Below are 24,708 nucleotides of genomic sequence, written 5' to 3' on the forward strand. Positions count from 1 at the left end.
ATCGCCGGCCCGGCGATGGCCAGCGGCAGTTCGCACCAGAAGACCGAGCCTTTGCCGCTTTCGCTCTCCACCCCGATGCGGCCGCCCATCAGGGCGCAGAGCCGCTGGCAGATCGACAGGCCGAGTCCGGTGCCGCCGTATTTGCGCGCGGTGGAGGAATCCGCCTGCTCGAACGGCCTGAACAGGCGCTGCATCTGCTCCGGCGTCAGGCCGATGCCGCTGTCGCGCACCTCGAAACGCAGCCAGTCCTCGCGGTCCGGAAGGCTGCGCACCGCGAGGACGACGCTGCCGTCATGGGTGAACTTCACCGCGTTGCCGCCGAGATTGAGCAGCACCTGGCGCAGCCGGGTGGGATCGCCCAGCCGGCGATCCGCGCAGTCGGGCGCGATCTCGATCACCAGCTCCAGCATCTTCTCGTCGGCGCGCGGCGCCAGCAATTCGCCGATGCCGTCGACCAGATCGGCGAGCGAGAATTCCACTGTCTCGATCTCCAGCCGGCCGGCCTCGATCTTCGAGAAATCGAGAATGTCGTTGATGACCGTCAGCAGCGCCTGCGCCGAATCGTGAATCACCTTGGCCATGCGCCGCTGCTCGCCGTTCAGCGGTGTCAGCGCCAGCATCTCGGCCATCGACATCACGCCGTTCATCGGGGTGCGGATCTCGTGGCTCATGGTGGCGAGGAAATTCGACTTCGCCTTCGTCGCCGCCTCGGCCTGCTCGCGCGCCAGGCCCAGCGCGCGGCCGGCCTCGCGGAACACCTCCAGCGCCTGGGCCAGCTGGCCGATCTCGTCGTGCTGGCCGACGCCGGGGATCGGATGCTGCAGGTTGCCGGCCGCCACCGCCGTCATCGCCGCCGTCATCGCCGCCACCGGCCGCGACACCTTGCGCCACACGACATAGGCGGCGAAGGCCGCCGTCAGCACCACGATGCTCAGCATCGCGACCAGGCCGCGCCGGAAATCGGTCAGCGCGCGGCCGGCCTCGCGCAGGATGTGGTTGGAGGCGATGATCTTGCTTTCGATCAGCTGCGACAGCTGCGCGGTGATCGGATCGACGGTCGGATACATCGTCGCGTCGACGAAGCGGCCGATACCGGCCAGGTCGCGCGCCGCCACGACGTCGCGCAGCTGCTGCAGGGCAATGTCGGCGTCCTGGATGCGGCGGTCGAGCGCGGCGATGCGCTGCAGTTCCGCCGCGTCCTCGACATCGCTTTTGTAGTTGCCCCAGGCGATGGCGATCTGGCCGCGCGCGATATCCAGGCTGTTGCCGGCCGGTTCCCAGCCGGTCAGGCCGTTGCGCAGCTTCACGGCGGTGCCGGTGATCTCGCCCTGGTAGGCATCGCGCACGACGCGCAGCAGCGTGATCGGCCGCAGGGCGCGGTCGCGCACGGTTTCCAGCTGGGCATCGGCGGTGTGCAGCAGCAGGGCGCTGAAGCCGGCGCCGGTGATGACGGTGCCGACCAGCAGGGCAATGGCCAGATACAGGCGGGCGCGGATCGTCATGCGGATCTCTGTTGCGGCGCCGCAACTTTAGCATGCATGTTATGCGCCACATACAACAAAAAAGGCCGCCAGTTTTCGCTGGCGGCCTTTCGTGTTCGGTACGTCCCGGATGATTAGCGCGAGTAATACTCGACGACCATGTTCGGTTCCATCTTCACCGGGTACGGCACGTCGGCGAGCAGCGGCACGCGCTTGAAGGTGGCGCGCAGCTTGCCTTCGTCCATGTCGATGTAGTCGGGGATGTCGCGCTCGCTCGACTTCAGCGCTTCCAGCACGAAGGTGTAGTCCTTGGCGGCGCCGCGCACTTCGATCACATCGCCGACCTTGATCTGGTAGCTCGGGATGGTGACGCGCTTGCCGTTCACGGCGATATGGCCGTGGCTGACGAACTGGCGGGCGGCGAACACGGTGGCCACCACCTTCATGCGGTAGACCACGGCATCCAGGCGGCGCTCCAGCAGGCCGATCAGATTCTCCGAGGTGTCGCCGCGACGACGGTTGGCTTCGGCATAGGCGCGACGGAACTGCTTCTCGGTGATGTTGCCGTAGTAGCCCTTGAGGCGCTGCTTGGCCATCAACTGGGTGCCGTAGTCGGTCGGCTTCTTGCGCTTCTGGCCATGCTGGCCCGGCGGATATTCGCGCTTGTTGATCGGGCTCTTGGCGCGACCCCACAGATTCTCGCCGAGACGGCGATTGATCTTGTACTTGGATTCCTGACGCTTGCTCATTCTGTGTGTAGTCCTGAAGTCAATTCGGCGCATGGTCGGACGGCAGCCACGACGACCCGGTCCATGCAAGAAATGCCGATCCCCCGGTGAGGAGCCGGGAGGGCGGGCGCATCATAGGGATCGCTGCCCCCCCGTCAAGGCGATTGGCGTCAAGGCGATTGGCGTCAAGCGGATTGGGGCCAGCGCGATCCCGCCCGGACCGGCCCCCGGACAGCCGGCGCGGCCCTGCTGCCGTTTCACGGCTGAAACCGCCGGCCGCCACGGTATCGAATCGCCAAAACTACTTAAAGCTTAATAGCTTAGCCTGCTAAGCCAGCTTGCAGCCGCGGCCGTCGCGCGGCTACTACTATATGGTGTTGCTCCGGTCACGGAGCGGCCCGCCGGGGGGTGGGTGGCAGAATGCTCCGCGGGACAGGCGTCCTGGTCCGGGGGATCGCCGTCCTCAGCCGCGGCAGTTTCTTGCGGTTTTCCTTCCCTCCTGCCTGCCCGGACCCCTCCTGCCATGCGCCAGCTGACCATCTCCCTGCGGGTAACCGCCGCCTTTGTGCTCATTCTCGCCATCCTGCTGGCGGTCGCCGGCCTGGCGTATCGCAACGTGCAGTTCCTCGAACAGGCGCAGCGCGACACCGCCGGCAGCTTCCGCATGCTGGATGCGCTGGCCGAACTCGGCCAGGCGATGTCCGACCAGGAAACCGCCGTGCGCGGCTTCGCGCTGTCGGATGACGAAACTCATCTCGACAGCCTGAATATCGGCCGCGACGCCGCCACCCGCCTGCTGGCGCGGCTGAAGCAGCTCACCGCCGGCGATACCGTGCAGCAGGAGCGGCTGGAGCAGGTGGCGGGCCGCATCGTCGAATGGCAGCGCAAATTCGCCGACACGGTGGTGCCGCGCCTGAAAAACGAAACCCAGCGCGAACCGGCCTTGCGCACCCTGCGCTCGCCGCTCAGCAAGGGCCAGATGGAGGAAATCCGCCTGGTGCTGGAAGAGATGCGCGACGAGGAACGCGGCAGTCTCAGCCGGCGCAACCAGGCCCAGGACGATGCCTTCGCCCAGCTGCTGCAGATTTCCGCGCTCGGCCTCGGCGTGCTGCTGCTGGTGATCGCCGCCGCCGTGGTGATGATCCGCCGCACCGTGGTGCGGCCGGTACAGGGCATGACGGCAACCATGCGCGGCCTCGCCGATGGCGATCTGGAGGTCGCCGTCACCGGCGCCGAATACAGCGACGAAGTCGGCGAGATGGCGCGCGCGCTGCAGGTGTTCAAGGACGGCATGATCGCGCGCCGCGATGCCGAGGCCGAAATCGAACACCAGCGGGTTGAATCCGAAAACCGCCGCCAGGCGCGCGAGACCCAGGAACAGGCCGCGGCGGCCGAGATCGCCGAACTGGTCGGCGCCGTGGCCGCCGGCGACATCGCCCGCCGCCTGTCGGTCGAGGGCAAGGAAGGCCTCTATCTCGCCATCGCCGAAGGCATCAACCGGCTGGCCGGCGCGGTGGAAGGCATGATCGCCGAACTCGGCACCGTGCTGGGCGCCATGGCCGATGGCCGGCTGGATCGCCGCATCACCGGCGATTACGACGGCGCCTTCCGCCGGCTGAAAGACGACACCAACCGCATGGCCGAACGGCTGTCCGATATCGTGACGCGGCTCAGCCAGGCCGCCGGCCAGGTGCGTTCGGCGTCGAACGAAATCTCCGCCGGCAGCCAGGATCTCGCCAGCCGCACGGAAAGCCAGGCCGCTTCCATCGAACAGACCGCCGCCTCGATGCATGAGGTGACGGCCACGGTGAAGCAGAATGCCGATAACGCCCAGGCCGCCAACCAGCTGGCGGTGGCGGCGCGCGACACGGCGGAAAAAGGCGGCAGCGTGGTCAGCGATGCGGTGACAGCCGTGACGCAGATCGAACAGAGCGCGCAGAAGATTTCCGACATCGTCGGCCTGATCGACGAGATCGCCTTCCAGACCAACCTGCTGGCGCTGAACGCCAGCGTCGAGGCCGCGCGCGCCGGCGAGGCCGGCAAGGGCTTTGCCGTGGTGGCGCAGGAAGTGCGCGCGCTGGCGCAACGTTCGGCCAATGCGAGCAAGGATATCAAGGCGCTGATCAGCGCCTCGAACGCCCAGGTGAAAACCGGCGCCACGCTGGTGAACCAGACCGGCAAGTCGCTGACCGAGATCGTCGTCGCGATCAAGAAGGTGAGCGACATCGTGGCCGAGATCGCCGCCGCCAGCCGCGAGCAGGCGACCGGGCTGGAGCAGATCAACACGGCTGTTGCCGGCATGGACGAGATGACCCAGCGCAATGCCGCGCTGGTGGAAGAAACCACCGCCGCCGCCCAGGCGCTGAACGGCCAGGCCATCGAACTGGCCGATGCGGTCGGCTTCTTCCGCAATGGCCCGGCCGATGCTCAGCCTGCCGCCGTCGCTACGCCTGCGACGGCAACGCCGGCGCCGGCCGAAGCTGCGCCGACCGCCGCACCCGTGGCCACCGCACCTGCGGCCAGAACGGTGACGACCCTCGCGGTGGTGAAAGCGCCGGCGCCGCGCCCAGTTTCAAAGCCCGTGTCAAAGCCTGCGCCGAAGCCTGTGCCGAAACCCGCGCCCGTTGCCGCCGCCGATGACGACTGGCAGGAATTCTGAGGGCGGCAGCTGTGGCTCGATTTGATATCTGGATCGTGTACTTCAGACTACGAGACCGAAACTAGGGGGCTCCTGTAAAGCCTTCAATTTTAAGATTATCGGCCTGCTGAGCTCACCACTAGTTTTTGTCGTGACGTGAGTGATATCTCCACTGGCAAGTGGTTATCGGTAGTTATTTTGGGGGTCGGTTTCTTCGACAAAATGCCAAAGCGTTACGAAGTTTGTTGCCCGTCCTCTCCCTCGGCAGAAGCTGGCGAACTTCTCCGGGTTCACATGAACATCCCGGATCACGAACCCTCTGTGACTCTCTTCCGTTTGGCGTTTTTGCATGAGTTCAATCCAGCCGCCATGAGTGGCCGGTGCATCATCGATAAGAGCGCGGAAGGCTTCGTAATTATGAGGGGCGACAACTGGAACCCGGAAGATTTCTCGGTTCATGTCGATTCCCTTCGGATAAAATCGAAGTCCCCACGGAGATGAATGAAGCCCTTCGAGAGGTATTCAGTAACGAGTGAGGCGAAAATAGTTTATCGCTTATGGATGGTGACCCCGGCAACGTATTTCAGTTTTGATTGAGACTTAATGCCGATGCGGCAAATTTTTGGAAATCATCCTCATTTAAATCAAGATGAGTCTCAAACTTTTGTGCTGCCAACACCAATGTCTTCACGTGGTCTATGAACTCTTCTCTTGAAAATTTTGTTTCGGTTGCCTTGTACGGCCCACCACGAGAGCGATTCAAAAAAATTATCTTGTCTTTGTCGCTCTTCAAGTATGAGTGAGTGATTATCTCTCGCTTGGAACCCTGCATAGTTCTTAACGCCTCAACCAGAATTTCTTTTTTTGGGTCAGTGCTGCGCTTTGCAAGATCAATCAAAATTCTAATCTTTCGGCCAAATTCCAAACCCGCAGTCAATATATGTGTGTCCTCGTGTGGAGATTTAAGAAAGCGGCCGATTGCATAATCGATTATTATATCAGTAGCTAACCAAAGCCCATGGAAGATGCCAAGGTAATGGTGAAAATTGTCTGGATGGCCAGGCGCTTCGATAACTAAATCGTCCATGCTATTATTCCTTATGAAAGACGCAGATAAATACAGCGACAAAGAGGTTCTGGACCGCTTTGAAAAGGCGCTACGCGCTACGCGGTGCGCTGTCTAGCCCGCCTCAACTGTTGAAGAATAAGCCCAAGAAAAGCGGCGAGTCCCAACGATAATGGATACCCGCAAAGGCTTTGTCTTAAGCTTCACTACCTACGGCGTATGAACCAGTCCCGTATAGTTGGCGTAGTTATCCCGCCACCGGCTCCAGATCGAGCTTTAGCCGCAACCCCACCGCCCGCGCCGCGCGGTCCAGCACCTCTACGGTCAGTGTGGCTTTCTCCGCATGCAGGATGCGGTCGAGCTGGCTGCGGCTGGTATCCATGGCTTTCGCCAGCGCGGCCTTGGTCAGGCCGATGGCCTTGCGCTGCTGTTCGATCCGCCAGGCCAGCACGCGCAGTTGCGCTTCCACCGCCACGGCATCAGCCATGCCTTCCTCTTTGAGGAAATCATCGAAGGATTGTCCGACCGGCGACACTGTCTTGACCATGTCGATCTCTTTCATTGCTTGCGCCGGCGATAGTCGCTCAGCAGTTTGCGGGCCTGCCTGATTTCACGGTCCTGTCCGGCCTTGCCCTGCTGATAATGCAGCAGCACGGCCAGACCGTCCTCGATGGCAAGATAGACACGCGTCTCCACCTTGCCTTTCCGGATGCTGGATCGCACCTCGTACAAACCGCCGCCCAATGGCCGGCAGACCGGCATGCCAATCGGCCAGCCCATCTCCAGCGTCTTGATATCCTGGCCGACGATCCATCGATCCTCCGGCGGCAGGGACCGCAGCCAGTCGCGCACCGGCTGGACCTCTGTCGCGGTCTGATAGAAGACCACGCGGACACGCTTGCTGTTCGATCCGGTCATGCAGGCTGTACCTTATAAGGTACTATAAATCAAGAGAGATGTACCATCGCCGGTACGCTTGACTTCGACGATATGTTCATTATATGTTCTATTTTAAGCATGACTTTTCTGCAAGTCAAAATCTTCCAGCAGGCCGCTTTCGCATACTTCCCGCCAGAAAATGACAGGATGCCCTGGTGTGGCGCGAACCGGAACGACGCCCAACGAACGCAAACGAAGCGAAACGAACCGCAACGAAGCGAAACGAACACCGGCGAAGCCGAACGAAGCGAAACGAAGCCGCCCGGGCCCGCCTCCGTCGCCGGGTTCTACTGCCGGAAAATGGCAGGATTTCAGTTCTTTCGGCTTTCTGCTGCCATGAATCGGCAGGGGTATTTTTAGGCCGCATGTCCCTGTTCGACCCGGATGGGACCCGAATGGACCGTATTGGGACTCACGCGTCACCGGATGGACTCTGCCGGGACTCAAACCGACCGCCGCGGGCCTCATTCGCATCCTGGCGAACCCCGGGTATCCTGACAGGAACTGGCAGTATGATCGGGCAGACTGCCGGCCAATCCCGCCCCGCCCCCATGCCCGGATAACACAGCCATGTCCCGCGCCGAACGCCTGCTTGCCCTGATCCAGTGCCTGCGCCGCCACCGCCAGCCGGTCAGCGGCCAGGCGCTCGCCGGCGAACTCGGCGTCAGCCTGCGCACGCTCTATCGCGACATCGCCAGCCTGCAGGGCCAGGGCGCCAGCATCGATGGCGAGCCCGGCGTCGGCTATGTGCTGCGGCCGGGCTTCATGCTGCCGCCGCTGATGTTCTCGGAAGAGGAGCTGGAGGCGCTGCTGCTCGGCTCGCGCTGGGTGGCCGAACGCGCCGATGCGCGGCTGGGGGCGGCGGCGCGCAATGCGATGGCCCGCATCGGCGCCGTGCTGCCGGTCGACCTGCGCGATGCGCTCGACAGCGAAAGCCTGTTCATCGCCGGCGCGCCGCCGATCGCCGCCGGCGATGCCGAGCTGGCCACCATCCGCCAGCTGATCCGCAGCGAACACAAGATGCAGATCGCCTATCGCGACGAAGCCGAGCGCGAAAGCACGCGCATCGTCTGGCCCTTCGCGCTCGCCTTTTTCGAAAGCGTGCGCATGCTGGTGGCCTGGTGCGAGCTGCGCCAGGCCTTCCGCCATTTCCGCACCGACCGCATCGTCACGCTCACGCCGATCGCGCAGCGCTACCCGCGGCGCCGCGCCGCGCTGATGAAGGCCTGGCGCGAGGAAGAGGCGATCCGCCGCGCGCAATGCGACTCCGAGGCTGCCGCCGCGGTGGCCGCCGTACCCGACAACGGGTTGCCCGACAACGGGCGGCCCGGAAAGGACGACGCGGCGGCGTGATGGCGTGACGCTGCGACGGCCGGCCCTGCGGCTCTGGACTTTTGCGGGGGCCGCCCTTCTATTGAGGACTCTGTTTTGTCACGCGCGGAGCCGTCATGCAGCTGCATCTGAGTACCTGGGCCGAGGTGGAAACCTATCTGAAGCGCTCGACCGGCATCATCATCCCGATCGGCTCCACCGAGCAGCACGGCCCCAACGGCCTGATCGGCACCGACGCGATCTGCGCCGAGGTGTTTGCCGCCGAAGTCGGCCGCGTCGCCGGGGCGCTGGTCGGCCCCACCATCAATGTCGGCATGGCGCAGCATCATCTCGGCTTCCCCGGTTCGATGACGCTGCGGCCCACCACGCTGATCGCCGTGATCCGCGACATGGTGGCCAGTCTGAGCCGTCACGGCTTCGACCGCTTCTTCTTCCTCAACGGCCATGGCGGCAACATCGCCACCGCGACAGCGGCGTTTTCGGAGATCTATGCGGAAGCCAGTCTCGCGCCGCCCGGCCACAATGTGCCGAGCCTGCGCTGCACCATCAAGAACTGGTGGGAGGCGCCGAGCGCGCGGCGGCTGTCCAACAGCCTGTTCCCGGGTGAAGAGGGCAGCCACGCCACGCCGTCGGAAGTCTCGGTCACCTATCATGCCTATCCGCAGGCGGTGAAGGATGCAGAGATGACGCCGCGCGTCGCGCCCAATGGCGGCTTCACCGATGCCGCCGATTACCGCAGCCGCTTCGCCGACGGCCGCATCGGCTCCAATCCCGCGCTCGCCACCAAAGAGCACGGCAAAACCATCATGGAAGCCGTGGTGCCGGAACTGGCCGACAGCTACCGGGCGTTCCTGGCGGCATGAGCAAAGCCGTCCTCGACAGTTATTACGCGGCGCTGCGCGCCGGCGATTTCGCCACGCTGGAAACGCTGCTGACGCCCGGCATCACCGTGCGCTATTTCGGCCCGCCGGGCCTGCTGCCCTGGGTCGGCGTGCATGAGGGGTTCGCCGCCTACCGGCGCTTTCTCGGCCTGGTGCGCGACGCGCTCGACATCGTCGAGGTGGTGCAGGAGGCGGTGGTCGCCGAGGGCGACTGGGTGGTGGTGCTCGGCCGCGGCCGCTGGCGCGCCAAAGGCACCGGCCGGGACATCGCCGTCAGCATGACCAATGCCTTCCGCTTCGAGGGCGGCCGCATTGCCGAATACCGCGTCTATACCGATACGGCGGCCTTCGCGGCGCTGCTGTCCTGAACGCAAGAAACGGGAAGCGCCGGGTCGCCGGGCGCGCTAGGTAAGGCCGCATGACCGCTGATCTTGCCGCCCGTATCGATTCGCTGGACTGGCCCGCGCTCCTCGGGCGCCTGGAGGCATCCGGTTTCGCCACCACCGGACCGCTGCTGACCGCGGCGGAGTGTGCCGCGCTCGCCGCGCTCTACGACGCGCCGGCGCATTTCCGCAGCCGCGTGGTGATGGCGCGGCACGGCTTCGGCCAGGGCGAATACCGCTATTTCAGCTATCCGCTGCCCGCGGCGATCCAGACGCTGCGCGAAACCATCTATCCGCGGCTCGCCCCGCTCGCCAACCGCTGGCAGCAGCAGATGGGCAGGACGGAAAAGTTTCCGGCTGCGCATGCCGATTACATCGCGGACTGCCATGCCGCCGGGCAGACGCGGCCGACGCCGCTGCTGCTGCGCTACGGCCCGGGCGACTACAACCGCCTGCACCAGGATCTCTACGGCGAGCTGGTGTTTCCGCTGCAGCTCACCCTGCTGCTCAGCGATCCGGCGACGTTCAGCGGCGGCGATTTCGTGCTGGTGGAGAACAAGCCGCGCAGCCAGAGCCGCGCCGAGGTGGTGCGGCTGCAACAGGGCGAGGCGGTGCTCTTCGCGGTCAGCCAGCGGCCGGTCGCGGGTCCGCGCGGGCCGTACCGCGTCGCGCTGCGCCACGGCGTGTCGACACTGCACGGCGGCCGGCGCCATACGCTCGGCATCATCTTCCACGATGCGGGGTGATCTCAGGTCTTCGGCGGCCAGATATGCACCGACAGCGTCTGCTCGCGGCCGTCCAGCCGGCGCCCGCCGGCGGCCTCGAAGCGCGACAGCGCCGGATCGTGCAGCCGCGCCTCGGTCAGCGTCGCATCCGACACCGCGATACGGCAGTCGAGCGCACGGGTCAGCGTCTCCAGCCGGCTGGCGATATTGACGGTATCGCCCACCACGGTGAATTCCAGCCGCTGCGCGCTGCCGATATTGCCGACCACCACCGGGCCGTAATGCACGCCGACCGACAGCCGCACCGGCACATCGCCGCGCGCCTGCCGCTTGGCATTCCAGCGCGCGGTTTCTTCCTGCAGCGCCAGGGCGCAGCGGATGGCGCGCGCCGCCGCATCGGGCTGGCTGCTGATGCCGCCGAAGGTGGCGAGGAAGCCGTCGCCGAGATATTTGTCGAGCGAGCCGCCATGGGCGAAGACCACGGCGCTGCCTCGTTCATGCAGGCTTTTCAGCAGCCGTACCACGCGATCCGGCGCCATGCGCTCCGACAGGCCGGTGAAGCCGACCACATCGGCGAACAGCACGGCGACATTGCGGTTGACCGGGGCGCCGAAACTGCCGCTGCCGGCGGATTCGGCATCCATGATCGCATCGGCCACATCGGGCGAGACATAGCGGGCGAGATCGGCGCGGGCGATTTCGGCGCGGGTCTGGCGCAGCAGCAGCGCGCGCGAGCGCCACACGGCGGCGGCCAGCACTGCCGTGGCGATGGCGGTCAGCACCACCTGGTTCAGCAGCTGGAAATAGCCGACATAATACGGGTTCATCAGAATCCGCAGCAGCGCCTGCGGCGAGCCTTCGCCCGGCGGCGTGAGCAGCGTATCGCTCCGCATTCCCACCAGCACCACGCCGGCCGACCAGACCGCGATCGACCAGACACCGGTCCACAGCACCTGCAGCGGCGAATAGGACAGCGCCGAACCGACGATCAGCAGCACCAGATACAGGAATTCCGGGCCGCGCACGCGCATCTGGATCGGAAAGCCGAAATCCAACGCGCCCGGCGGCGGCAGGATCACCACGGCGGTGACCAGGATGATGTCGAGTACCACGAAGGCAAAGCGGATCGCGATGGCATGGCGGTGGCGGCGCAGCAGATGCGGCACCCAGCCGAGCAGGAAAAACAGCGCCGTGACGCCGAGATAGTAGAACTGCCGCTGGCTTTCGATCACCAGCACGAGCCAGGCCATCACGGCAATGACGGCGACAATGCGGGCGCGAAAGGCGAAGACCAGACCGCGCTGTTCCTCGTCGGCGATGGCGCGGCTCAGGCGGCTGCCCAGCGTTGATGCGGTCGCGGTGGCGGTCATGAAGTCGGGCGGTCCCCCTTGCAACAGATCACCCTAGCAGCTTCAGCACGCGCCGGACTGTGACGACCGCCGCAACTTCCGGCATTGCGCCTGCGCAATGCATCAGCAGGCCGCGCATAGCGCCCTCGCATGTTCATGCGGCAGTTTTATTGCACCGCACGCAGTAATGACACCATCTTCTGGCACTGCATCACAGGTCACGAAAAAACCGCTTTCTCGTCACACGCCGGGCACGCTTGTCGAAGTAAGTTGGACGCCATAGATCAAGCGCAGGACAAATTCGAATCCGGCGTGAGGGATCAGGACCGGAGTTGAGTACGCCGTCCCACCACAGGGCGGCGATATCGGGAAGGAGGGGCCAATGCACGATGCGCGCCGCACCGCCATTCATCTGATCGGTGGCACGGAAGTCTGCTGGCTCGCCGCCGAACCGGCGCTCAGCGACATGCTGGCCGATCCGATCACCCAGCTGCTCATGCGACGCGACGGCGTGCAGGAGGTGGAGATCCGCCGCCTCGCCACCCGGCTGCGCCTGGCCGAGCTGCGCCGCCATGCGGCCCATGCCGAGGGCGCAGACGGCGACGACGTTGCCGAGGCCTCTGGCGTCACGGCCTGACCGGCCGATCCGGCTCCCATAGACCGGTTTGACCGGGTCCGGCAGGGCCCGGTCGTTTACGGGAGACGTTTATGGCTTTTATATGCGACTCATTCTCACTTGCATTCGCATCGTATCCGGAGTATCAAGGCCTCAGACGCGACCGGGCGGCAGGATGCCGTTGCGGTTCCAGAGGATGCGATGGGGATACAGGACAACGAACGGCGCCCTGCCAGGCAGGCCCCGACCGGTACCGGTAGCGGGTCCGGCGGCACCGTTACCAGCCTGCGCATCGCCCGCATCCAGCGTGTTGCGGTCCCGCCCGAGCCGGCAGCGGCAACCGAAGCCGGCAGTCCGGCGCGGATCGAGAGCCGCAGCCTGTTCGGCGGCAGCCGCGAGGTGGTGATCCTGCATGGCGGTGCCGAATACCGCCTGCGGCAGACTGCCAGCGGCAAGCTGATTCTGACCAAGTGACCCGATTGACCAAGTGACTTTATCTGCCCCGTGTTCTGACTGAGGAGACACTGCCATGCCTCGCAAGACGACACGCTCCACACCGCTGCACAGGCTGGGCCTGGCGCTGCTCGGCCTGGCGGAAGCCTGCCGCGAGATCCGCGCCACCGCGCGTGCGGGCTAGGGCCCGCGCAGGCTGAGCGCGCCGCGTCGAAGGAAACAGCAAAAGGTCTGCCGCAGCTCTCCCACCCTGCCTGCGGCCGACCTGCGGCCGGCGATGCGTCCCTCGCGCATCCCGGCCGCGATAGTTTTGGCTTACGCCGCGACCACCCAGCCGTCAGGATCGAGCTTTACGGCAAACGGCAGCAGCGCCTTGCCCTTGCAGGGGCCGATGAAGCAGGCGCCGTCATAGATCGTGAACAGCGCGCCATGCGTGCCGCATTGCAGCGCGTCGCGGCGCAGGTTGAAGAATTTGTCGGGCTGCCAGTCCAGCGAGGTGCGCGCATGCGGGCATTCGTTGACATAGCCGAACACGCCGCCCTGCCAGCGTACCACGAAACACTGGAAGCGCTCCTTGCCCTCGCCGAAGGAAAACCCCCTGGCATCGGTCTCGCCCAGTTCGTCGAAGCGCAGCAGCCTGGTGCCCGGCGCGGGCTGGTTGGGGCGGGAGGTCATAGGGCGCAACTCAAATCGTCATCCTCGGGCTTGGCCCGAGGATCTTTATCCGTCCTGCAAGAGGTCCTCGGATCAAGTCCGAGGACGACGTGAAGGTCCTTAAGCACTCACGCCGCCCATCTTGCAAATCAGCTTCCAGCTCGCCGCATCGACCGGCGAGACCGAGAGCCGCGACTGCCGCAGCAGGGCCAGCTCCTTCAGCTTCGGCTCGGCCTTGATCTGCGCCAGCGAGACCGGAGTCTTGAGCGGAAAGAGCGCCTTCACGCTGACCATGCCGAATCTGCCGGTCTCATCGGTCGGGTCTGGGTGATACAGCTTGCAGATCTCGACGATGCCGACGATCTGCTTTTCATCGACAGAGTGATAGAAGAAGGCGCGGTCGCCCAGCTTCATGGCCTTCATGTTGTTGGCGGCCTGGTAGTTGCGCACGCCGTTCCAGCTTTCGACCTTCTTCTTGACCTGCATGTCCCAGGACCAGGCGGAAGGTTCGGATTTCATCAGCCAGTAGTTCATGTCATGCTTCCGTTTTGAAAGGTCTGGCAAGTAAGGCCGCCAGCATGTCGTCGATGCCGGCCTCCTTGTGCAGCACGGCATCGACCGCCGCGCAGATCGGCATGTCCACGCCGTGCCTGAGCGCCAGCGCCTCGATGGCGCGCGCGGTATGCACGCCTTCGGCCACGCTGCGCCGCGCGCCCATGATCTCGGACAGGCTCTTGCCCTCGCCGAGCGCAATGCCGAGCGACAGATTGCGCGACTGGTGACCCGAACAGGTCAGCACCAGGTCGCCCAGGCCCGACAGGCCCATCAGCGTCTCGCGTTTCGCGCCGAGCGCCAGGCCAAGCCGCGTCATCTCGGCAAGCCCGCGCGTGATCAGCGCGGCGCGCGCGTTGTCGCCCAGCTTGCGGCCGATCACGATGCCGCAGGCAATCGCCAGCACGTTCTTCACCGCGCCGCCGATCTGCGCGCCGATCACATCGTCCGACAGATACGGCCGGAAAGTCGGCCGGCCGAGCCGCTGCACCAGGGCGGCGCCGATGGCGGTATCGCTGCAGGCCAGCGTGCTGGCGGCAGGCAGGCCGCGCGCCACTTCACTGGCGAAATTCGGTCCGGTCAGGATCGCCAGCACGCGGCCGGGCAGCAGCTCGGCCAGGATTTCACCGGGCAGCAGCCCGGTGCTGCTCTCGATGCCTTTCGCGGCGATCACCAGCGGCGCCAGCAGCGGCAGATGCTGGCGGATCTGGCCGGCGAACTGGCGCAGCGTCTGCGCCGGCACCGCCAGCACCAGCGCATCGCAATCCTTCAATGCGGCCAGATCGCCGGTGGCCTTCAGCGCCGGCGGCAGCGGCACGCCGGGCAGGTAGAGCGGATTGATATGGTGGTGGTTGATGCTCTCGACCACTTCGGCATTGCGCGCCCACAGAATGGTGTCGCCCGGCCCGGACTCATCACTGGCGGACAGGGCCGCCAGCGCGGTGCCCCAGGCACCGCCGCCGATGACGCCGACATGCCGCAGGCCGATGCGATGGAAATCCTTGGTCATGCCTTGACCCCTGCGAAAGGCCTGGCGGCGGCCATGGCATCGAGCGGCCAGCGCGCGCGCGCCGGTGCCTCCAGGTCGTCGATCATGCCGAGACGAAAACGTTCGAGGCCAGCCCAGGCGATCATGGCGCCATTGTCGGTGCACAGCGCCATCGGCGGCGCAGTGAAGCGCATGCCGTGTTCCTCGGCAAGAGCAACCAGCCCCTCGCGCAAGACGGCATTGGCCGCCACGCCGCCGGCGACGACGAAATATTTTCCGCGCACGCCATGGCTGTCGCCGAACATCGCAATGGCATGGCGGGCGCGATCCAGGATCACCGCCATCACGGTGCGCTGGAAGCTCGCGGCGAGATCGGCCTTGTCCTGTCCGGTGGGTGCAGGCCCGCAGCTTTCGAGCGCCAGCCGCACGGCGGTCTTCAGGCCGGAGAAACTGAAATCGCAACCCGGCCTGCCCTTCAGCGGCAGCGGCAGACTGAAGCGCAGCGCGTTGCCCTGCTTCGCCAGCCGCTCGATCGCCGGTCCGCCGGGATAGCCCAGGCCGAGCAGCTTGGCGGTCTTGTCGAAAGCCTCGCCGGCGGCGTCATCGATCGTGGTGCCGAGCCGGCGGTAGCGACCGACGCCGTCCACGATCAGGAACTGGCAATGGCCGCCCGAGACCAGCAGCAGCAGATAGGGGAACGGCACGTCCTCGCTGAGCCGCACCGAGAGCGCATGGCCCTCCAGGTGGTTCACGGCGATCAGCGGCTTGCCGGTGGCATAGGCCAGCGTCTTGGCGGTCATCAGGCCGACCATGACGCCGCCGATCAGGCCCGGCCCGGCGGTGGCGGCGATGGCATCCAGATCGCGCAGCCCGAGGCCGGCGGCGGTCAGGCTTTCGGCCACCAGGCCGTCCAGATGCTCGATATGGGCGCGGGAGGCGATTTCCGGCACCACGCCGCCATAGGGCGCGTGTTCCCTCATCTGCGAGAACAGGCTATGACTGACAATGCGACGCGCCGGATCGACCGCATCCGTGACCACGGCGCAGGCGGTTTCGTCGCAACTGGTTTCGATGCCGAGAACAAGCATGGCGTTGTACGGATTGAAGTATAATACATACGATATTGCAAAGCAGGCCTTAGCATCATGGCGCCGGAGCATCAAGCAAAGGGGCGGCCGGTGACTCCCGGAACGCCCGTGCTGAATATCGGAACCCGCGGCTCGCCGCTGGCGCTGGCCCAGGCGCAGGAAACCCGCGCGCGGCTGCTCAAGGCGCATCCCGGTTTACGCGAGGACCAGATCGCCATCCGCGTGATCAAGACCACCGGCGACCAGATCCAGGACCGCGCCCTGGCCGAGGCCGGCGGCAAGGGGCTGTTCACCAAGGAAATCGAAGAGGCCCTGCTGTCGGGCGAGATCGACCTGGCCGTGCATTCGATGAAGGATATGCCGACGCAGCTGCCCGACGGGCTGATCATGGCCGCTTACCTGCCGCGCGAGGATGTGCGCGACGTGCTGCTGGCGATCACGCCGATGAGCCTGAAGCAGATTCCGCAGGCCGCCACCGTCGGCACGGCCTCGCTGCGACGGAAAGCTTTTTTGCTGGCGCGCCGGCCCGATCTGAAGGTCGTCACCTTCCGCGGCAATGTGCAGACGCGCCTGCGCAAGCTGGAGGACGGCGTGGTGGCCGCCACCTTCCTGGCGCTGGCCGGACTCAATCGCCTGAAGATCGCACCCGCCGGCATGCGCGTGCTGCAGACCGATGAGATGCTGCCGGCGGTGGCGCAGGGCGCCATCGGCATCGAATGCCGCGACGGCGATGCCCGTGTGCTGGATCTGCTGAAACCGCTCGACGATGCGCCGACGCGCATGCGGGTGGAGGCCGAGCGTGCCATGCTGGCCGTGCTCGACGGTTCCTGCCGCACGCCGATTGCCGCCTTGGCCGAACTCGATGGCGTGGGACTGCGGCTGCGCGGCGCCATCGCGCGGCCCGACGGCACCGACTTGATCGAGATCGAACGCCGTGGCAATGCACGCGACGGCGTGGCGATGGGCGAGGATGCCGGTGCCGAGCTGAAAAGCCGCATCGGTCCGGACTTTTTCAAAGTCTGATGCATCTGCTGCTGACCCGGCCGGAGTCTGAATCGCAGGCGCTGCGTGCACGACTGCTGGCGCTGGGTCACAGTGTCGATACCGCGCCGATGCTGGCGATCCGGCAGAAGCATGACGTCGAGCCGGAACTCTCTTCGGCGCTGGACGGCGTGACCGCGCTGCTGTTCACCTCGGCCAATGGCGTGCGCGCCTTCGCGGATGCCACGCCGCGCCGCGATTTCATTGTCTATGCGGTCGGCCCGGCCAGTGCGCTGGCAGCTTCGGCGGCCGGCTTCGCGCCGGTCGAGGCTGCCGGCGGCGATGTCGATCTGCTGGCGCAGCTGGTGCGCGCGCGGCATGCACCGGCGGCCGGCGCCCTGCTGCATGCGGCCGGTTCGGCGCGGGCCGGCGACCTGCAGGCGATGCTGCGGGCCGATGGCTATGACGTGCGCCGCGTGGTGCTGTACGATGCCGAGACGGCGATCGCCCTGCCTGCCTCGGTCGCGTCACAATTTGGCGCCAAAGCTTACGATGGCGTGCTGTTTTTCTCTCCCCGCACGGCAGCCACATTTGTTACGCTGGTCGAGCGGGCCGGCATCGCGGCCGGCGCCACGGCGGCAGTTGCCTTTTGCCTGAGCGCCAATGTCGCCCGTGAAGCCGCCGTCCTGCCGTGGCGCGCGGTGCGGGTGGCGGCCAGTCCGAGCGAAGCCGACCTCACGGCTTTGTTGCAGTAACAGTACGGAGCAGCGATGAGCGAGACGCCGGGACCGCAGGACAAGATCATCGACGCCGAGGCCGAACCGCTGGCCAAAGCGGGCAGCGGCCGCAGCACGCGCATCGTGCTGTATCTGGTCGGCGCCGTGTTGCTCTCGGTCGCCATTGCCGTCGGCTACCAGCTGTCGGTCAGCGGCCGGCTCGATGGCCTGCTCGGCATGGACAAGACGCCGGCCGTCGCATCGCGCCCGGCGACTCCTGCACCCGCAGCTGGGCCCGCGCCGGCGCCGGCGCCGGCGCCGGCGGCGCCCTCGGTGGTGCCGATGTCGCCGCGCGATACGCGGCTGGACGAACTGGAAAGCCGCTTCACCAGCCTGACCGCCAGTCTCGACCGGCTGCAGCAGCTGCCGGCCGCCAATGCGGTCGATCCGCAGAAGCTGGCCGAGCTGGAGCAGCAGATCGTCGCCTTGCGCGCCGCACTGGAGACCGCCACCGCGCAGCGCACGGCTTTGCAAGGCCAGATCGCGGAACTGCAGGGGCGCATGACGGCGCTGAGCGAGGCGCGGCTGGCTGCCCTGCGCGAACCGCTGCTGCAGCTGATCGCCTGGAGCGAACTGCGCGAACGCGCCCGGCGCGGCGAGGGCTTCGCCCGCGAAGCCACCGCGCTCGGCAGTTATGCCGAAGCGCAGGGCGGCAACCTGAAAACCGCTTTCGCCACGCTGCAGCCGTTTGCCGAACAGCCGGCGCCGGCCGCCGCCGCGCTGGCCGCACGGTTCGCCGCGCTGGCCGAACAGCAGCGCGCCGCGCCGCTGCCGGCCGATGCCGCTGCTGCCGACCGGGCCTGGTGGCAGCGGGCGCTCGACAAGGTCAGCGGACTCATCAGCATCCGTCGCACCGGTACGCCCGATGCCGCCACGCTGGAAGGCCGGCTGGATCTTGCCGAGGCGGCGCTGGCGCGGGGCGATCTCAAGGCAGCCGTGGCCGAACTGGACGGCCTGCCGCTGATCGCCGATCTGTCCGACTGGCGCGACCAGGCGCAGGCGCGGCTGAAGCTGGATGCCGCGCTGGACGAGTATGGCAGGGCGCTGCGCGGCCATCTCGCGGTGCACTGACATGCTGCGATTGCTGCGCGGCGCCGGTGTTCTGATCGTCCTGATGGCACTGGCCGGCTTTGCTGCCTGGCTGGCGGACCAGCCCGGCCGTCTCAGGCTCGCCTGGTTCGGCTATGCCATCGAGGCGCCGGCGCCCTTGCTGGCGCTCGGCGTGCTGCTGCTGGTGCTGGCCGCCTTCATCGTCACCTGGGCGCTGGCCTGGGCCGCCGCATTGCCGCAGCGCCGCCGTCTGAAACGCCAGCAGAAGGGTTATGTCAATTTCGCCGCCGGCATGGTGGCAGTCGCCGCCGGCGAAGCCGACCGCGCCCTGGCGCTGGCCGACAAGGCGCGCAAGCAGCTCGACGATCCGGCGCTGTCGCGCCTGCTGGTGGCGCATGCCGCCCAGCTGAAGGGCGATGCGGCGCTGGCGCATGAAGCCTATCAGGCGCTCAGCCGCGATCCCGGCACGGCGTTTCTCGGCACACGCGGGCTGCTGGCCGATGCGCGGCGCGGCAATGATCGCATCACGGCGCTTGAGCAGGCGCAGCGCGCCTCGCGGCTCCGTCCATCTTCGCCCTTTGCCGCCGAGGCCGAGCTGCAGTTGCTGGTCGAAGCCGGCGACTGGGACGCCGCGCGCAAGCGGCTGGAACTCGGCCGCAAGAAAAAAGCCGTGACGCGCGAGGCCGCGGCCGCATTGTCGGCGCGGCTCGATCTGGCCGAAGCGCAGGCGGCGCTGGCGCGCGGCGATCATCGCATGGCCAGGCAATGGTCCGAACGCGCGGCGAAGGTGCTGCCCGAGCATCCGGTGCCGCCGGTGCTGATGGGGCGCGCTGCCCATATGGACATCGGGCACCACGCGGCAAGGGAGGCGGCGGCCTTCCATCTGCGCCGTGCCTTTGCGCGGGCGCCCGCCGAGGCGCTGGCCGAAGCCTGGCTGCTGCTGCAGCAGGATGTGCCGGCCGAAAAGCTTTTGGGCGCTGTCGAGGATTTCGTGGCAGAGCGGCGGCCGGAAACCGCCAGCCAGCTGCTGTTTGCCGCAGCCGCTTTGCAGTTGCGCGATTTTGCCGCCGCGCGCACGGCGCTGAACAAGGCGGGCCCTTCGGGCGGCGCCTGGGCGGCACGGCTGCTGGCGCGGCTGGCCGAGGAGAGCGAAGGCGACAGTATCGCGGCCGATCACTGGCGCGCCCAGGCGGCAAACCATGCGCTGTGGCAATGCGGCCATTGCGGCGCCGGGGCACCGGACTGGACCCTGCTCTGCGCCGCCTGCGGCAGCTTCGACACGCTGGATCCCACGCGGCTCGGCGAGGCATTGCCGCTGGCGGCGCCGGCGCGGCCGCTGTTGCTGCAAAAGCCCTGACGCAGGCGCGGTCAGACCGCGTCCTGATCGCCCTTCGGCAGCAGGTCGTAAGGCAGCCGGAATCCGGGCAGGGCCGCGACGCGGTCCCACCAGACCTTGATCTGCGGCCAGGCCGCGATGTCGAACTTGGCCTCGGCCATATGGGCAACGACGCCGAAGACGCTGATATCGGCAATGGTCGGCCGTTCGCCGACCAGGAAGCGTTTGCCGTCCAGCAGGGTGTTCAGCACCTCCAGCCCCATCTCGGCCCATTTGCGGTGGTAGTCCACCACGGCCTGATCGGGTTTGGCGAAGCGCTCGAAGAAGCGCGACCGGTTGATGCCCGGCTCCAGCCGGTCGGTCTCCCAGACCAGCCATTCGCGGATGCGCTGGCGCTCCGCGGTATCGGCGGCGGCGAATTTTCCGGTCTGCTCGGCGATGTATTCCAGGATCGTGTTGGCCTGGCACAGGGTGAAGCCGTCATGGATCACCGCCGGCACCTGGCCGTAGCGGTTGATGCGCAGGAAATCCGGACTCTTGTGCTGTCCCTTGGCCAGATCGATATGGCGGTAGTCGAATGTCAGGCCGCTGAGCGCCAGCATGAGCCCGACCTTGTAGGTCGGGGCCGAGAGGAAACTGCCGTAAAGCGTGTAGGCTGCGGCCATGATGCGATGTTACCCCCGGATTCCATACAATTCCCGAATCCGCCGCAGTCCAGGCTGCAAATCCTTGGCCGCGCCGGTTATTTTGGCCGATCTTGCGGCTTGCCAAGCCGCCGGCCGGGCCGTATTTTCCGCGCGCGGTCCGGCCGGGTCAACCCGGCATGATGGATTGCATGACGGACGCCGTGCCGGCGTAGCTCAGCTGGTAGAGCAAGACTTTCGTAAAGTCGAGGTCGGGGGTTCGAGTCCCTCCGCCGGCACCATCTCCCCTGCCTTTCGGCCCCCTGCTTCGCCTGTCGCGTCAGTGCATGTTCGCTGCCCGGCCCTCTTCTGTGCCCGGCCCTCTTCTGTGCAGCGCTGTCTATTCCGTGTAGACGGTCGCCAGCCTGCAACCTCCGGCAATACGGCGTCGTGACGGACCAGAAAATTTGCGGTAAATCAAATCCTGTCAGGGATGCGGTTGATATACACGGCAGGCCATTGATCGCCCTTTCATCTCTCTGTCTCTCCGAGCCGCAGCATGTTTCGCCCGACACCAACTCAGATCGAACGCTCTTTTGGCGAAGACGAGATCATCGTCTCCAAGACCGATACCAAGGGGCGCATCCTCTATGCCAACGAGGTGTTCTGCCGGGTCGGCCAGTATGCCGAGCATGAACTGGTCGGCCAGCCGCACAGCATCCTGCGTCATCCCGATATGCCACGCTGTGTCTTTCAGCTGCTCTGGGACACCATCGCCAGCGGCCGTGAAATTTTCGCTTATGTGAAGAACATGGCCAAGAGCGGCGATTATTACTGGGTCTTCGCCCATGTCACGCCGAGCTACGACAAAAACGGCAAGATCGACGGCTATCATTCCAACCGCCGCAAGCCCACCGCCGCTGCCGTGCAGCAGATCGCACCGGTCTATCAGCTGCTGCTGGCCGAGGAGCAGCGCCATGCCGATCGCAAGCAGGGCCAGGCCGCCGGCGTTGCGCTGCTGCACAAGCTGCTGGCCGAACGCAACCAGAGCTACGACGAATTCGTTTTCTCGCTGGCGTCGTGATGCCGGCGATGTGTGAAAATTCAATGATGGATGTAGCGGCATGAGTCTGTTTGCTCCCAACCGGCGCCAGCAGGCGCTCGACACCCTGGCCCAGGTCTGCGACCGCGCCGCGGCGGGCGACTTCACCGTCCGCATCACGGATACCGAACGCTATGGCGAGCAGGCGCCGATCCTGCAGTCGCTGAACCGCCTGCTCGACCGCACCGATGCCTTTATCCGCGAGGCCGGCGCCTCGCTGATGCATGCCTCCGAAGGCAAGTATTACCGCTCCTTCCTGTTGCGCGGCATGCTTGGCGATTTCCGGCGTGGTGCCGAGGTGATCAACACCGCCCGGGCCGCCATGCAGAGCAAGACCGAAGCGGCGGCGGCGCTGGAGCGCCAGGTCGCCGAGCAGCGTATCGCGATGGAAAACAAGGCGCGCGAGGAACGCGGCGCCCTTGCCGACCAGTTCGAGCGCGAGGTCACCTCGGTGGTCGGCAATGTCGAAGGGGCCACTGCCGCCCTGCAATCCAATTCCGCCACCATGGCCGGCGAAATCCGCGCCGTGCACGAACAGGCCGCCGCCGTGTCGCAATCCGCCGAACAGGCGGCCACGAATGCCCAGGCGGTTGCCTCTGCCGCCGAGGAACTCAGCGCCTCGGTGATCGAGATCGATCGTCAGGTGCGCGATTCACGCGGCGCCAGTGCGGCGGTGACGCAGGAAGTGGCGCGCGCCGGCGAGGCCGTGCAGCAGCTGGCTGTGGCCAATCGCAAGATCGATGAGGTGGTCGAGTTCATCAAGGGCGTCGCCTTCCAGACCAACCTGCTGGCGCTAAATGCTTCGGTCGAAGCGGCGCGCGCCGGCGAGGCCGGCAAGGGCTTTGCCGTAGTGGCGACCGAAGTGCGCAACCTGGCGCAGAAGACCGCCGAGGCGGCCAAGAGCATCGCCGACCAGATCGCTGCGATCCAGCGTGCCTCCGATCACACCATTGCCGCCATCGAGGTCATCCGCGACCAGGCCTCGACACTGGATACCCGCATCGGTGTGATCGCCGATTCCGTGCAGGAGCAGGCCACTGCCACCGCCGATATCAGCAACAACATCCAGCATGCCGCCGCCGGCATCGAAAGCGTGTCGTCCAGCATGCGCGAGATCAGCGACGCGGCCGGCGTGGCCGGCGAGGCCGCCGACGAAGTGGGCGCCGCGGTCGACAGTCTGAACAGCCAGACCGCGCAGCTCGGCGGCCAGGTGCGTAACTTCCTCGCCTATATCCGCGCCTTGTGATTGTCCGGCGGAATTTCCGCCGGATGGAACCACAGTCCCACCAGCAGGAAATTCGGCCGTTCGCCCTGACCGAGCGGCAGCAGCAGGCGGTCGTAGGGCGTGTGATGCTTGCCGTCGCCGAATTTTGCCGGAATCTGGTCGCAGATCGGCCGCGCCAGCGTCAGGCAGCGGCGATAGCCGCTGGTGGTCATTGCGGCACGTTCGTCGAGAATGGTGGCCGACAGCCGCTGCCCCGTCATGTCGAGGCCGAGCCGCGCCGCGCTGATCGGCGAAAAGCGATGGAAAAAGAAATCGCCATCTTCCAGCATCTCGATCAGATGCAGGCGGCCGGCCCAGGGCATCAGGGTGCGGCCGTCGAAAGCTTCGCGCGGCGGAAAACGCAGACTGCCGGCCCGCATGCGCCACAGCGCCAGCAGGGTCTTCAGATCATCAGGCAGGGTGGCTTCCGTAGTCTGCATCACCGACTAGTAGTTTTGAATCTCTCTAGCATGTTGTCGGCCGCGATAGAATGAATAGTCCCGGCAAGGTTGCAGCGCCATGGTCAGTTTGGCCCGGGATCGGGTTAAGCTTCGGTTACGAAACCATCCGTTGCCGGCTTCCGACGGATTTTTCCAGAACCGTCAGTAGAATTCGCGGCTTGGTGCTTTTTGCCACCGGTCTGAATGCAGCCTTTTGCGCCGCGGCCGCTGCCGCCTCGATAAACACGCGGCAGTTGTAAGTCGCAGTCTTGCCAGCGCTGTCACTTTCAGTGGCAGCGGGGAGAACAGCCGGAGCTGCGGCGCCCGGCGACCGGGACAATTTCGGTGCAATTCCCCTGTTGCGGCAGGCTGGGCCGCGCCGTCAGATGTGCGCCCCGCCAGCCCGCCGCACGGACCCGCCATGTATATCCCCGCCCATTTTGCCCAGCCGAACCGCGAAGCCCAGTTCGGCCTGATCGAGGCGCATGCCTTCGGCCAGCTGATTTCGGGCAGCGGTCCGGAAATGATTGCCAGCCATGTGCCCTTCCTGCTGGACCGGGATCGCGGTGCGCACGGCACCCTGATCTGCCATCTGGCGGCGGCCAACACACAGGTTGCCGCGCTGGACGGCCAGGAGGTGCTCTGCATCTTCCAGGGGCCGCATGGCTATGTCTCGCCGAACTGGTATGCCAGGAAGCCGGCGGTGCCGACCTGGAATTACATGGTGGTGCATGGCTATGGCCGCGCGCGCGTCACCCGCGATGCGGCCGCGTTGCGCGGTATCGTCGACCGGCTGTCGCGGATTTACGAAGGTCCGGATGGCTGGAAACTTGATGACGAGCCGGACAGTTTTTTTGATGGCCTGGTGCGCGGCATCGTCGGTATCGAGATTCCGCTGACCCGGCTGGAAGGCAAATACAAACTGAGCCAGAACCGTACGCTGGCCGATATCGATGGTGTGATCGCCAATCTGCGCCGCATCGGCGGCGACGATAATCTTGCGCTTGCCGATGCCATGGCAGCGGCGGCGCAGAAGAAACGCGGCGCATAAAAAAAGCCCGGTCCTGCGACCGGGCTTTTTTTGTTCAGGTGGTCGCGGCACTCAGTCCGCCGCTTCGTCGATCCCGTCGGCCGCACTGTCATTGGCGGCATGGCCCGGTGCATTGCCATCGACGCGGAAATGACCGACCAGTTCAGCCAGCTGCCGCGCCTGATTGGCCATGGCCTGGGCGGAGGCGTTGGTCTGCTCGACGAGGGCACCGT

General features: G+C 66.0%; 27 protein-coding genes and 1 tRNA gene. 15 read left to right on the forward strand and 13 right to left on the reverse strand.

The features are described 5' to 3' along the window. Together OJJ21_RS23860 and rpsD are read right to left on the reverse strand one after the other, a co-directional pair. A partial coding sequence (locus tag OJJ21_RS23860) for an ATP-binding protein (protein WP_297690459.1) occupies positions 1 to 1,502 on the reverse strand: 1,502 nt, incomplete at its 3' end. A 113-nt stretch (positions 1,503 to 1,615) separates the two neighbouring features. Then, positions 1,616 to 2,230 carry a 30S ribosomal protein S4 gene (rpsD, locus tag OJJ21_RS23865; RefSeq protein ID WP_297690460.1) on the reverse strand — a complete coding sequence of 205 codons (615 nt, stop codon included), beginning with the start codon at positions 2,228 to 2,230 and terminating at the stop codon, positions 1,616 to 1,618. Between the two features lie 502 nt (positions 2,231 to 2,732). Here rpsD and OJJ21_RS23870 point away from each other — a divergent pair. After that, positions 2,733 to 4,868: a methyl-accepting chemotaxis protein gene (locus tag OJJ21_RS23870; protein WP_297690461.1), complete on the forward strand. Its 2,136-nt coding sequence runs from the start codon at positions 2,733 to 2,735 to the stop codon at positions 4,866 to 4,868. Positions 4,869 to 5,030: 162 nt separating this feature from the next. Here the strand turns inward: OJJ21_RS23870 and OJJ21_RS23875 are convergent, their stop codons facing one another. The 4 genes from OJJ21_RS23875 to OJJ21_RS23890 form a co-directional block, all read right to left on the reverse strand. Then, positions 5,031 to 5,306 (reverse strand): hypothetical protein, encoded by a 276-nt coding sequence (locus OJJ21_RS23875; protein ID WP_297690462.1) that lies wholly within the window; start codon positions 5,304 to 5,306, stop codon positions 5,031 to 5,033. Positions 5,307 to 5,430: 124 nt separating this feature from the next. After that, positions 5,431 to 5,934, reverse strand: a complete 504-nt coding sequence (locus tag OJJ21_RS23880; RefSeq protein WP_297690463.1) for a hypothetical protein — start codon at positions 5,932 to 5,934, stop codon at positions 5,431 to 5,433. A 226-nt stretch (positions 5,935 to 6,160) separates the two neighbouring features. Further along, entirely contained in the window at positions 6,161 to 6,475 is a 315-nt protein-coding gene (locus tag OJJ21_RS23885) for a helix-turn-helix transcriptional regulator (RefSeq protein ID WP_297690464.1), read from the reverse strand. Next, positions 6,472 to 6,831 (reverse strand): type II toxin-antitoxin system RelE/ParE family toxin, encoded by a 360-nt coding sequence (locus OJJ21_RS23890; RefSeq protein WP_297690465.1) that lies wholly within the window; start codon positions 6,829 to 6,831, stop codon positions 6,472 to 6,474. The genes OJJ21_RS23885 and OJJ21_RS23890 overlap by 4 nt, the downstream gene beginning before the upstream one ends. A gap of 591 nt (positions 6,832 to 7,422) precedes the next feature. On the opposite strand from OJJ21_RS23890, the gene OJJ21_RS23895 reads away from it, so the two are divergent. From OJJ21_RS23895 to OJJ21_RS23910, 4 genes are all read left to right on the forward strand, one after another. Then, on the forward strand, positions 7,423 to 8,205 hold the full coding sequence (locus tag OJJ21_RS23895) for a YafY family protein (RefSeq protein WP_297690466.1): 783 nt from the start codon (positions 7,423 to 7,425) through the stop codon (positions 8,203 to 8,205). A 95-nt stretch (positions 8,206 to 8,300) separates the two neighbouring features. Then, complete coding sequence (locus OJJ21_RS23900) at positions 8,301 to 9,047, forward strand: creatininase family protein (RefSeq protein ID WP_297690467.1); 747 nt, start codon at positions 8,301 to 8,303, stop codon at positions 9,045 to 9,047. Further along, entirely contained in the window at positions 9,044 to 9,433 is a 390-nt protein-coding gene (locus tag OJJ21_RS23905) for a nuclear transport factor 2 family protein (protein ID WP_297690468.1), read from the forward strand. Before OJJ21_RS23900 ends, OJJ21_RS23905 begins: the two co-directional genes overlap by 4 nt. A gap of 50 nt (positions 9,434 to 9,483) precedes the next feature. Then, positions 9,484 to 10,194, forward strand: coding sequence for a 2OG-Fe(II) oxygenase (locus tag OJJ21_RS23910; RefSeq protein WP_297690469.1), 711 nt, complete (start codon positions 9,484 to 9,486; stop codon positions 10,192 to 10,194). Between the two features lie 2 nt (positions 10,195 to 10,196). On the opposite strand, the gene OJJ21_RS23915 is transcribed toward OJJ21_RS23910, so the two are convergent. Beyond that, on the reverse strand, positions 10,197 to 11,543 hold the full coding sequence (locus tag OJJ21_RS23915; protein WP_297690470.1) for an adenylate/guanylate cyclase domain-containing protein: 1,347 nt from the start codon (positions 11,541 to 11,543) through the stop codon (positions 10,197 to 10,199). 361 nt (positions 11,544 to 11,904) lie between these two features. On the opposite strand from OJJ21_RS23915, the gene OJJ21_RS23920 reads away from it, so the two are divergent. Both OJJ21_RS23920 and OJJ21_RS24445 read left to right on the forward strand, forming a co-directional pair. After that, entirely contained in the window at positions 11,905 to 12,159 is a 255-nt protein-coding gene (locus OJJ21_RS23920; RefSeq protein WP_297690471.1) for a hypothetical protein, read from the forward strand. Positions 12,160 to 12,438: 279 nt separating this feature from the next. After that, complete coding sequence (locus tag OJJ21_RS24445) at positions 12,439 to 12,612, forward strand: hemin uptake protein HemP (RefSeq protein ID WP_366093699.1); 174 nt, start codon at positions 12,439 to 12,441, stop codon at positions 12,610 to 12,612. A 294-nt stretch (positions 12,613 to 12,906) separates the two neighbouring features. Here OJJ21_RS24445 and OJJ21_RS23930 read toward each other — a convergent pair whose 3' ends face one another. From OJJ21_RS23930 to tsaD, 4 genes are all read right to left on the reverse strand, one after another. Beyond that, entirely contained in the window at positions 12,907 to 13,266 is a 360-nt protein-coding gene (locus OJJ21_RS23930; RefSeq protein ID WP_297690473.1) for a Rieske 2Fe-2S domain-containing protein, read from the reverse strand. Positions 13,267 to 13,365: 99 nt separating this feature from the next. Continuing rightward, on the reverse strand, positions 13,366 to 13,779 hold the full coding sequence (locus tag OJJ21_RS23935; protein ID WP_297690474.1) for an EVE domain-containing protein: 414 nt from the start codon (positions 13,777 to 13,779) through the stop codon (positions 13,366 to 13,368). A 1-nt stretch (position 13,780) separates the two neighbouring features. Then, complete coding sequence (locus OJJ21_RS23940; RefSeq protein ID WP_297690475.1) at positions 13,781 to 14,806, reverse strand: NAD(P)H-dependent glycerol-3-phosphate dehydrogenase; 1,026 nt, start codon at positions 14,804 to 14,806, stop codon at positions 13,781 to 13,783. Next, a complete protein-coding gene (gene tsaD, locus OJJ21_RS23945; protein ID WP_297690476.1) occupies positions 14,803 to 15,873 on the reverse strand; it encodes a tRNA (adenosine(37)-N6)-threonylcarbamoyltransferase complex transferase subunit TsaD in 1,071 nt (356 codons plus the stop codon). The genes OJJ21_RS23940 and tsaD overlap by 4 nt, the downstream gene beginning before the upstream one ends. Positions 15,874 to 15,981: 108 nt before the next feature. Between tsaD and hemC the strand changes: the two genes are divergently transcribed. The 4 genes from hemC to OJJ21_RS23965 are packed head-to-tail and all read left to right on the forward strand — an operon-like array spanning position 15,982 to position 20,037. Next, the gene (gene hemC / locus OJJ21_RS23950; protein WP_366093694.1) at positions 15,982 to 16,896 is read left to right on the forward strand and encodes a hydroxymethylbilane synthase; all 915 of its coding nucleotides are present in this window, start codon (positions 15,982 to 15,984) and stop codon (positions 16,894 to 16,896) included. Then, a complete protein-coding gene (locus OJJ21_RS23955) occupies positions 16,896 to 17,609 on the forward strand; it encodes a uroporphyrinogen-III synthase (RefSeq protein WP_297690478.1) in 714 nt (237 codons plus the stop codon). Before hemC ends, OJJ21_RS23955 begins: the two co-directional genes overlap by 1 nt. Before the next feature lie 15 nt (positions 17,610 to 17,624). Then, a complete protein-coding gene (locus tag OJJ21_RS23960; protein WP_297690479.1) occupies positions 17,625 to 18,701 on the forward strand; it encodes a hypothetical protein in 1,077 nt (358 codons plus the stop codon). A gap of 1 nt (position 18,702) precedes the next feature. Beyond that, complete coding sequence (locus tag OJJ21_RS23965; protein ID WP_297690480.1) at positions 18,703 to 20,037, forward strand: heme biosynthesis HemY N-terminal domain-containing protein; 1,335 nt, start codon at positions 18,703 to 18,705, stop codon at positions 20,035 to 20,037. Positions 20,038 to 20,048: 11 nt separating this feature from the next. Here OJJ21_RS23965 and OJJ21_RS23970 read toward each other — a convergent pair whose 3' ends face one another. Continuing rightward, entirely contained in the window at positions 20,049 to 20,681 is a 633-nt protein-coding gene (locus OJJ21_RS23970; protein ID WP_297690481.1) for a glutathione S-transferase family protein, read from the reverse strand. Positions 20,682 to 20,865: 184 nt separating this feature from the next. Between OJJ21_RS23970 and OJJ21_RS23975 the strand changes: the two genes are divergently transcribed. The 3 genes from OJJ21_RS23975 (at position 20,866) to OJJ21_RS23985 (ending at position 22,987) form a co-directional block, all read left to right on the forward strand. Continuing rightward, positions 20,866 to 20,941, forward strand: a tRNA-Thr gene (locus tag OJJ21_RS23975). A 257-nt stretch (positions 20,942 to 21,198) separates the two neighbouring features. After that, positions 21,199 to 21,723, forward strand: coding sequence for a PAS domain-containing protein (locus OJJ21_RS23980; RefSeq protein WP_297690482.1), 525 nt, complete (start codon positions 21,199 to 21,201; stop codon positions 21,721 to 21,723). Positions 21,724 to 21,763: 40 nt separating this feature from the next. Next, a complete protein-coding gene (locus OJJ21_RS23985) occupies positions 21,764 to 22,987 on the forward strand; it encodes a methyl-accepting chemotaxis protein (RefSeq protein WP_297690483.1) in 1,224 nt (407 codons plus the stop codon). On the opposite strand, the gene OJJ21_RS23990 is transcribed toward OJJ21_RS23985, so the two are convergent. After that, positions 22,969 to 23,445, reverse strand: coding sequence for a hypothetical protein (locus OJJ21_RS23990; RefSeq protein ID WP_297690484.1), 477 nt, complete (start codon positions 23,443 to 23,445; stop codon positions 22,969 to 22,971). The genes OJJ21_RS23985 and OJJ21_RS23990 overlap by 19 nt on opposite strands. Positions 23,446 to 23,866: 421 nt before the next feature. On the opposite strand from OJJ21_RS23990, the gene OJJ21_RS23995 reads away from it, so the two are divergent. Continuing rightward, positions 23,867 to 24,496: an FMN-binding negative transcriptional regulator gene (locus OJJ21_RS23995; protein WP_297690485.1), complete on the forward strand. Its 630-nt coding sequence runs from the start codon at positions 23,867 to 23,869 to the stop codon at positions 24,494 to 24,496. The last annotated feature ends 212 nt before the right edge of the window (positions 24,497 to 24,708 follow it).

Source organism: Ferrovibrio sp. (assembly GCF_025869515.1).
Classification (GTDB): domain Bacteria; phylum Pseudomonadota; class Alphaproteobacteria; order Ferrovibrionales; family Ferrovibrionaceae; genus Ferrovibrio.